The sequence below is a fragment of the Amycolatopsis keratiniphila subsp. keratiniphila genome (genome assembly GCF_001620365.2).
GTDB lineage: Bacteria > Actinomycetota > Actinomycetes > Mycobacteriales > Pseudonocardiaceae > Amycolatopsis > Amycolatopsis keratiniphila.
In genome coordinates this window covers 99,602-107,835 of record NZ_LQMT02000032.1, presented here as the reverse complement: position 1 = coordinate 107,835, position 8,234 = coordinate 99,602, and the positions used below count along the sequence as shown (strand labels likewise).

The following is an 8,234-nucleotide window of genomic DNA, read 5'->3' as shown; positions in this document are numbered from 1 at the left end:
GGCCTTCACGCGCGAAAGCGTCAGCCTGTAGGGGGCTGGTAGACCTTCGTGAGTTTCGAGGCGGAGCCTCGGTCCAGCAGCCAGAGCGTGCGACGCGAGCCGCGTGCCCCGGCGACCGGGATCTCGACCTCACCCGCACCGGCAAGCGCCTGCGCGACGGCGTCGGCCTTGGCGTCACCGCCGGTGACCAGCCAGATGTCCTGCGCGCGACGGATCGCGGGCAGGGTCAGCGAGATCCGGGTCGGCGGCGGCTTGGGGCAGTCCCGCACCGCGACGACCGAACGTTCCTTCTCGTGCACCGCCGGGCTGTCCGGGAAGATCGAGGCGGTGTGCCCCTCCCCGCCGAGGCCCAGCAGCATGATGTCGAACGCCGGGACCTCAGGGGTCAGGATCTCCGCGTACGCGGCGGCCGCCGCGTCGACGTCGTCGCCGAACTCGCCGTCCGAAGGTGCCATGGCGTGCACCCGCTTCGGGTCGAGCGGGACGTGGTCGAGCAGTGCCTCACGGGCCTGCTTCTCGTTGCGCTCGTCCGAATCCGCCGGGACGAAGCGCTCGTCTCCCCAGTAGACGTCCAGACGCGACCAGTCGATGGCGTCGCGGGCACTGGAGTCACGAAGCTCCCGCAGGATCGCGATCCCGGTGCCGCCGCCGGTGAGCACCACCGAAGCGGAACCCTTGGCGGCCTGGACGTCCACGATCCGGGTGACCAGCCTGGCCGCCGCGGCGGCGGCCAGGAGGTCCGGGTTCTCGTAGACGACGACCTCGGTCTTGCTCATGAGGCGCTCTTCGCGGTCTTGGCGGCCGGAGCCTTCTTCGCCGCCGGAGCCGCCTTCTTCGCCGGAGCAGGCTTCGCGGTGCCCGACGAGATCTTGCCGAGCCCGTTCAGCGAGGCCTCGTAGACCTCGTCCGGGTCGAGCCGCCGCAGCTCCTCGATCAGGCAGTCCTTGTTGTCCCGCCGCTGCAGGGCGATCCGGCGCGTCGGCTGGCCCGGCTGGGTCAGCATGCCGACCCGCCCGTCCGGCCGGTGCAGTTCCACCGGCCCGGAACGCCGGTCCAGCGTCACCGAGATGATGCCCGCGGCACCGCTGCTCTTGACCCGCTTCACCGGCACCTTGAGGTACTCGGCCAGCCAGCCGGCGAGCAGTTCGGTCGACGGCGAGTCGGCCTCGCCGGTCACCGTCGCGCCGGTGACCTTCTCGTACGGCGGGAGGTCCAAAGCGGACACCAGCTGCGCGCGCCACCGGGTCAGCCGGGTCCAGGCCAGATCGGTGTCACCCTCCACATAGGACTTCGCCCGCGTGGTGAGTGCCCTTATGGGCGCCTTTTCCGCCGCCGAGTCGGTGATCCGGCGCTGCGCCAGCTCACCGAGCGGGTCCTTGGCCGGAGCCTTCGGACCGGTACCCGGCCACCAGGTGACGATCGGCGCGTCCGGCAGCAGCAGCGGAACGACCGCGCTCTGCCCCTGCGAAGCCAGCGGACCGTAGAGCCGCAGGACGATGACCTCGCTCGCGCCGGCGTCGCCGCCGACCCGGATCTGGCCGTCGATCCGCGGTGCCGCGGTCCGCGCGCCCTTGGCCACCACGATCACCCGCGAGGGGTGCTCCCGGCTGGCCTCGTTGGCGGCCTCGATCGCCTCTTCGAGTTTGTCGTCGTCGTCGGCCACTATGACCAGCGTCAGCACGCGGCCGAGCGCGACCTGCCCGCCCTGTTCGCGGATCTCGACGAGTTTCTTGTTCAGCTGCGACGTCGTGGTCGACGGCAGGTCGATGATCACGGACGCCTCCAGTTCCGGCCGGTACGTTCCAGCATCTCATCGGCGGACGGCGGTCCCCACGAACCGGGCGGGTACGCCTCGGGCGCGCCCTTCTTGGCCCAGTGGTCGAGGATCGGGTCCAGGATCTCCCAGGACAGCTCGACCTCTTCGTTCACCGGGAACAGCGACGGTTCGCCGAGCAGCACGTCCAGGATGAGCCGCTCGTAGGCCTCCGGGGACGACTCGGTGAACGCGTGCCCGTACCCGAAGTCCATCGTGACGTCGCGGACCTCCATCGTGGTCCCCGGCACCTTCGACCCGAACCGCAGCGTGATGCCCTCGTCGGGCTGCACCCGGATCACCAGCGCGTTCTGGCCCAGCTCCTCGGTCGAGGTGGAGTCGAACGGCAGATGCGGCGCCCGCTTGAACACCACGGCGATCTCGGTGACCCGGCGGCCCAGCCGCTTGCCGGTGCGCAGGTAGAACGGCACGCCCGCCCAGCGGCGGTTCTGCACCTCCAGCGTCACCGCGGCGTAGGTCTCGGTGGTCGAGTCCTTCGCGAAACCGCCTTCCTGCAGCAGTCCCGGCACCTTCATGCCGCCCTGCCAGCCGCCCGCGTACTGCCCGCGCGCGGTGGTTTCGTCGAACGGCGCCAGCGGCTTGGTCGCCGAAAGCACCTTGACCTTCTCCGCGCGGAGAGCGCGCGGAGCGAACGAGACCGGCTCCTCCATCGCGGTCAGCGCGAGGAGCTGCAGCAGGTGGTTCTGGATGACGTCGCGTGCGGCGCCGATGCCGTCGTAATACCCCGCGCGGCCGCCGAGGCCGATGTCCTCGGCCATGGTGATCTGCACGTGGTCGACGTAGTTGGCGTTCCAGATCGGCTCGAACAGCTGGTTCGCGAAGCGCAGCGCCAGCAGGTTCTGCACCGTCTCCTTGCCGAGGTAGTGGTCGATGCGGAACACCGACTCCTCGGGGAAGACGTCGTTCACGATCTCGTTGAGCTCCTTGGCGCTCTTGAGATCGCGGCCGAACGGCTTCTCGATGACGACGCGGCGCCAGGTGTCCTCACTCGCCTCGGCGAGGCCGGAGCGGGCGAGTTGCTTGGTCACCACCGGGAACGCGCTCGGCGGGATCGACAGGTAGAACGCGGTGTTGCCCCCGGTGCCGCGCTCGGCGTCGAGGTCCTTGACCGTCTGAGCGAGCCTGTCGAAGGCGTCGTCGTCGTCGAAGGTGCCCTGCACGAACCGGATGCCTTCGGCGAGCCGGTTCCACACCGACTCCTTGAACGGCGTCCGCGCGTGCTCCTTGACCGAGTCGTGCACGAGCTCGCCGAAGTCCTGGTGCTCCCAGTCCCGGCGGGCGAACCCGACGAGGGAGAACCCGGCGGGCAGCAGTCCGCGGTGGGCGAGGTCGTAGATCGCCGGCATCAGTTTCTTGCGGGCGAGGTCACCGGTGACGCCGAAGATCACCAGGCTGGACGGCCCGGCGATCCGCGGCAGCCGCTTGTCGCGCGGGTCGCGCAGCGGGTTGTTCCAGGCACGTGTCACTCGCCGGCCTCCTGTACCGCGCGGACCAGTCCGGCCAGGCCGGCGGCCCGGTCGGTGAGGTGCAGGCGCAGCACCGGACGGCCGTGCTCGGCGAGCACCTGACCGTCACCCAGCGCCTGCGCGTGCTGCAGGACGCCGAGGGTGTACGGCCGGTCCGGAACGTCGAGATCGTCCTCGACGGCGCCGGTGATCTGCAGGAAGACACCGTTCTGGTGCCCGCCCTTGTGGTACTGCCCGGTGGAGTGCAGGAACCGCGGCCCCCATCCGAAGGTGGTCTGCCGTCCGGTCCGCTTGGCGATCTCGCCGCGCAGGACGGCCGTCGACGCGTCGTCGAGCCGGTCGAGGTACGCCTGCACCGCGATGTAGCCGGTTTCCGGGGCGGAGTCGAAGAAAGCCCGCAGGATGTCCGCGAGCTTCCCGTCCGTGGAAACGCCTTCCGAGCCGAACACCTCGACCGCGCCGTCCACAGTGGACGGCTCTTCGCCGCCCTTGAGCTTGTCCGGGTTGTCGAGCAGCGAACGCGCGGCCTTCTTGGCGGCCTCGACGTCGGGCTGGTCGAACGGGTTGATCCCGAGCAGCCGCCCGGCGAGCGCGGTGGCGAACTCCCACAGCAGGAACTGCGCGCCGAGCGAGCCGGTCACGGAGATCTTCGCCGCGCCTTCCGCCGCGCCGACGGCCACCGGGGTGGCGTCGCCCTTGGCGTCGGCGAAACCGGGGGAGTCCGGGCCTTCGACGGCGACCGGCAGGAGACCGGTGCCCTGCTTGCCGGTGGACTCGGCGATCAGCTGCTCCGCCCAGTCGGCGAAGCCCTTGATGCCTGATCCCGTGTCCGCGATGACGACCTTCTCGGCGCCCTTTTCGTGCGCCGCGCCCCACGCCGCCGCGAGCTTGATCGCGGGGTTGTCGACGGAGTCGGCGGCCAGCTCGTCGGCCACCGAGGCGGCCTGGTCGAGCAGGCGGGCGACGTCCGCGCCGGCGAGCCCGGCCGGGACGAGCCCGAACGCGGTCAGCGCCGAGTAGCGGCCGCCGACGTTCGGGTCGGCGAGGAAGACCTTGCGGTAACCCTCCTTTTCGGACAGTTCCGCGAACGGCGAGCCGGGGTCGGTGACGACCACGATCCGCCGGGCCGCGTCGATGCCCGCGTCGGCGAAGGCCTTCGCGAAGATCCGCCGGTGGCTGTCGGTCTCGACGGTGCCGCCGGATTTCGACGACACGACGATGACCGTGCGCTCCAGGTCACCGGCCAGCGCGTCGGCGACCTGTCCGGGGTCGGTGGTGTCGAGGACCGTCAGCGGGACGCCGTCGGTCGCGGTGATGACCTCGGGGGCCAGCGACGAACCGCCCATGCCCGCGAGGACGACGCGGTCGACGCCCTCGGAACGCAGGTCGGTCCGCAGTGCCTCGATCTCGCCGATCAACGGCCGCGAGGACTTGTGCAGCGTCGTCCACGAGAGACGGATCGACGCTTCGGACTCGGCTTCGGGACCCCACAGTGTGGCGTCCTGAGACGCCAGTTTCGATGCGACCTGGTCGGCGACGAGCCGCTCCGCGAACGGAGCGGCTTCGCCGGCCAGGGCGGCGTCGACGATTTCGACGCCGGTCGTTTCCCCTGCCATGGTCCAGATCAGTCCTTCGCCTTTTCCAGCTGTCCGGTGACGGTCTCGAGAAGCTCGGTCCACGACTTCTCGAACTTCTCGACGCCCTCGTTCTCCAGCGTCAGGAACACGTCGTCGATGTCGATGCCGACCACACGCAGCTTGTCGAAGACGACCTGCGCGTCGGGGCCCTTGCCGGTCACCGTGTCACCGGTGATCTCGGCGTGGTCGCCCGCGGCGTCGAGGGTCTTCTCCGGCATCGTGTTGACCGTGTCCTTGACGACGAGCTGGTCCACGTAGCGGGTGTCGGAGTACTGCGGGTCCTTCACACCGGTGGAGGCCCACAGCGGACGCTGCGGGTTCGCGCCCGCCTCGGCGAGCGCCTTCCAGCGGTCCGAAGCGAAGAGCTCCTCGAACGCCGCGTACGCGAGCCGCGCGTTGGCGATCGCGGCCTCACCGCGCAGCGCGGTGGCGGAGTCGGTGCCGATGGCGTCGAGCCGCTTGTCGATCTCGGTGTCCACACGGGACACGAAGAACGACGCGACCGAGTGGATGCCCTTGAGGTCGTGACCGTTGGCCTTCGCCTGCTCCAGCCCGGCGAAGTAGGCCTCGATGACCGCCCGGTACCGCTCCACCGAGAAGATCAGCGTGACGTTGACGCTGATGCCCTCGGCCAGGGTCTTGGTGATGGCCGGGAGACCCTCTTCGGTGGCCGGGATCTTGATCAGCACGTTCGGCCGGTCCACGGTCTTCCACAGGTCCTGCGCCTCGGCCACCGTCTTGTCGGAGTCCTTGGCCAGCCGCGGGTCCACCTCGATGGACACCCGGCCGTCGACCCCGTTCGTGGCGGTGTAGACGTCGCGGAACAGGTCCGCGGCGTTGCGCACGTCGGTGGTGGTCAGCTCCCGGATGGTGGCCTCGACGTCGGCGCCGCGGGCGGCGAGCTCGCGGGTCTGCTCGTCGTACGCCTCGCCCTTCGACATCGCGTTGGCGAAGATCGTCGGGTTCGTGGTCACGCCGACGACGTGCTTGTCGCGGATCAGTTCGGCGAGGTTGCCGGTGTTCAGGCGCTCACGGGACAGGTCGTCGAGCCAGATCGAGACGCCTGCCTCGGACAGCTGAGCGAGCTTGTCGTTGCTCATGCTTTCCCCTTCAGTTCTTGGTGTTGGCGATCGAGCGACGGGCGGCCTCGACGACTGCCTCCGCGGTGAAACCGAACTCACGGAACAGTGTGGCGGCGTCGGCCGACGCACCGAAGTGCTCGATCGAAACGTTCACCCCGGCGTCACCGGTGAAGCGGTGCCACGACTGGGCGACACCGGCCTCCACGGAGACACGTGCCTTGACCGACGGCGGGATGACCGAGTCCTTGTAGGACTGCTCCTGCGCGTCGAACCACTCGACACACGGCATCGAGACGACGCTCGCCGGGATGCCGTCGGCTTCGAGGGTCTTGCGGGCCTCGACGGCCAGCTGGACCTCGGAGCCGGTCGCGATCAGCACGACCTCGGGGCTGCCGTTGGACGCCTCGGCGAGGACGTAACCGCCCCGCTTGACGCCTTCGGCGCTGGTGCCCTCCAGGACCGGCACGTTCTGCCGGGTGAGCGCGAGACCCGACGGGTGGTGGACGTCCTCCAGGACGGCCTTCCACGCGTACGCGGTCTCGTTGGCGTCCGCCGGGCGGACGACGTTGAGGCCGGGGATCGCGCGCAGCGAGGAGAGCTGCTCGATCGGCTGGTGGGTGGGGCCGTCCTCGCCCAGGCCGATCGAGTCGTGCGTCCACACGTAGGTGACCGGCGCCTTCATCAGCGCGGCCAGCCGCACGGGCGGGCGCATGTAGTCGGAGAAGATCAGGAACGTCGCGCCGTAGGGGCGGGTGCCGCCGTGCAGCGCGATGCCGTTGAGGATCGAGCCCATCGCGTGCTCGCGGATGCCGAAGTGCAGCGTCCGGCCGTACGGGCTGGTCTTCCACATGTCGGTGGAAGCCTTCTCCGGGCCGAACGAGTCGGCCCCCTTCATGGTGGTGTTGTTGCTCTCCGCGAGGTCCGCGGAACCGCCCCACAGCTCGGGAAGCGGCTCGGCGAGCGCGTTGAGCACCTCACCGGAGGCCTTGCGGGTCGCGATGCCCTTGGCGTCCGGCTCCCACGTCGGCAGGTTGTCCGCGAAGCCCTCGGGCAGCGAGCGGGTGGCCATCCGGTCCGCGATCTTCTTGCGCTCCGGGTTGGCCGCGCCCCACGCCTCGAACTTCTCCTGCCATTCGGCGCGGGCGGTCTTGCCGCGGTCGACGGCCTGGCGGGTGTGCGCGATGACCTCGTCGTCGACCTGGAAGCTCCGCTCCGGGTCGAAGCCGAGAATCTCCTTGACCGCGGCGACCTCTTCGGCGCCGAGCGCGGCGCCGTGGGCCTTGCCGGTGCCCATCTTCTTCGGCGCCGGGTACCCGATGACGGTCTTCAGCGCGATGAACGACGGGCGCTCGGTCTCGGCCTTCGCGGCCTTGATGGCCTCTTCGATCGCGACGACGTCCTCGCCACCCTCGACGACCTGGGTGTGCCACCCGTAGGCCTCGTAGCGCTTCACGACGTCTTCGGAGAGGGCGATCTTGGTGTCGTCCTCGATCGAGATCTCGTTGTCGTCCCAGAAGACGATCAGGTTGCCCAGCTCCTGGCGGCCGGCGATCGAGGAGGCCTCGGCGGTGACGCCCTCTTCGATGTCACCGTCGGAGGCGACGACGTAGATGTAGTGGTCGAAGATGCTCTCGCCCTGCGGGGTGTCCGGGTCCAGCAGGCCGCGCTCGCGGCGGGCCGCCATCGCCATGCCGACCGCGTTGGCCAGGCCCTGTCCGAGCGGGCCGGTGGTGGTCTCGACGCCCTTGGTGTGGCGGTACTCCGGGTGACCCGGGGTCTTCGAGTCCCACTTGCGCAGCTGCTTCAGGTCTTCCAGCTCCAGGCCGAACCCGGCGAGGTACAGCTGGATGTAGAGGGTGAGGCTCGAGTGACCGGCGGAGAGGACGAAGCGGTCACGGGCGGGCCACTCGGGGTCCGCCGGGTCATGACGCAGCGTCCGCTGGAAAAGCGTGTACGCGAGCGGCGCCAGGCTCATCGCGGTGCCGGGGTGACCGCTGCCGCAGTTCTCGACCGCGTCCGCGGCGAGCACCCGCACGGTGTCGACGGCCCGCGTGTCGTTCTCGGTCCAGTCGGCGGGCACGTTGCGCCGGAGGAGTGGGTTCTTCTCGCTGGTAGAGGCGGTTTCGGACACTGAACTCGAACTCCCCGTCATCAGGTTGTGGCTTCTCTTCCCTCGTGGATAGCCCACGTGTACCGCTACTAATCTCAATCGATC

6 protein-coding genes are annotated in these 8,234 nt (G+C 69.7%); all 6 read right to left on the bottom strand.

Annotated features, from left to right (window positions below; all coding sequences use genetic code 11):
- Positions 1 to 20: 20 nt before the first annotated feature.
- From pgl to tkt, 6 genes are read right to left on the bottom strand one after another with little or no spacing between them, the layout of a single operon-like run.
- On the bottom strand, positions 21 to 776 hold the full coding sequence (pgl, locus tag AVR91_RS30360; protein WP_063270999.1) for a 6-phosphogluconolactonase: 756 nt from the start codon (positions 774 to 776) through the stop codon (positions 21 to 23).
- A complete protein-coding gene (gene opcA, locus AVR91_RS30355; RefSeq protein ID WP_016333148.1) occupies positions 773 to 1,774 on the bottom strand; it encodes a glucose-6-phosphate dehydrogenase assembly protein OpcA in 1,002 nt (333 codons plus the stop codon). The genes pgl and opcA overlap by 4 nt, the downstream gene beginning before the upstream one ends.
- Positions 1,771 to 3,300: a glucose-6-phosphate dehydrogenase gene (zwf, locus tag AVR91_RS30350; RefSeq protein ID WP_063270998.1), complete on the bottom strand. Its 1,530-nt coding sequence runs from the start codon at positions 3,298 to 3,300 to the stop codon at positions 1,771 to 1,773. The genes opcA and zwf overlap by 4 nt, the downstream gene beginning before the upstream one ends.
- Positions 3,297 to 4,916 (bottom strand): glucose-6-phosphate isomerase, encoded by a 1,620-nt coding sequence (locus tag AVR91_RS30345; RefSeq protein WP_063270997.1) that lies wholly within the window; start codon positions 4,914 to 4,916, stop codon positions 3,297 to 3,299. The genes zwf and AVR91_RS30345 overlap by 4 nt, the downstream gene beginning before the upstream one ends.
- A gap of 8 nt (positions 4,917 to 4,924) precedes the next feature.
- Entirely contained in the window at positions 4,925 to 6,037 is a 1,113-nt protein-coding gene (gene tal / locus AVR91_RS30340) for a transaldolase (RefSeq protein WP_063270996.1), read from the bottom strand.
- 10 nt (positions 6,038 to 6,047) lie between these two features.
- Entirely contained in the window at positions 6,048 to 8,150 is a 2,103-nt protein-coding gene (gene tkt / locus AVR91_RS30335; RefSeq protein ID WP_063270995.1) for a transketolase, read from the bottom strand.
- Between the last annotated feature and the right edge of the window lie 84 nt (positions 8,151 to 8,234).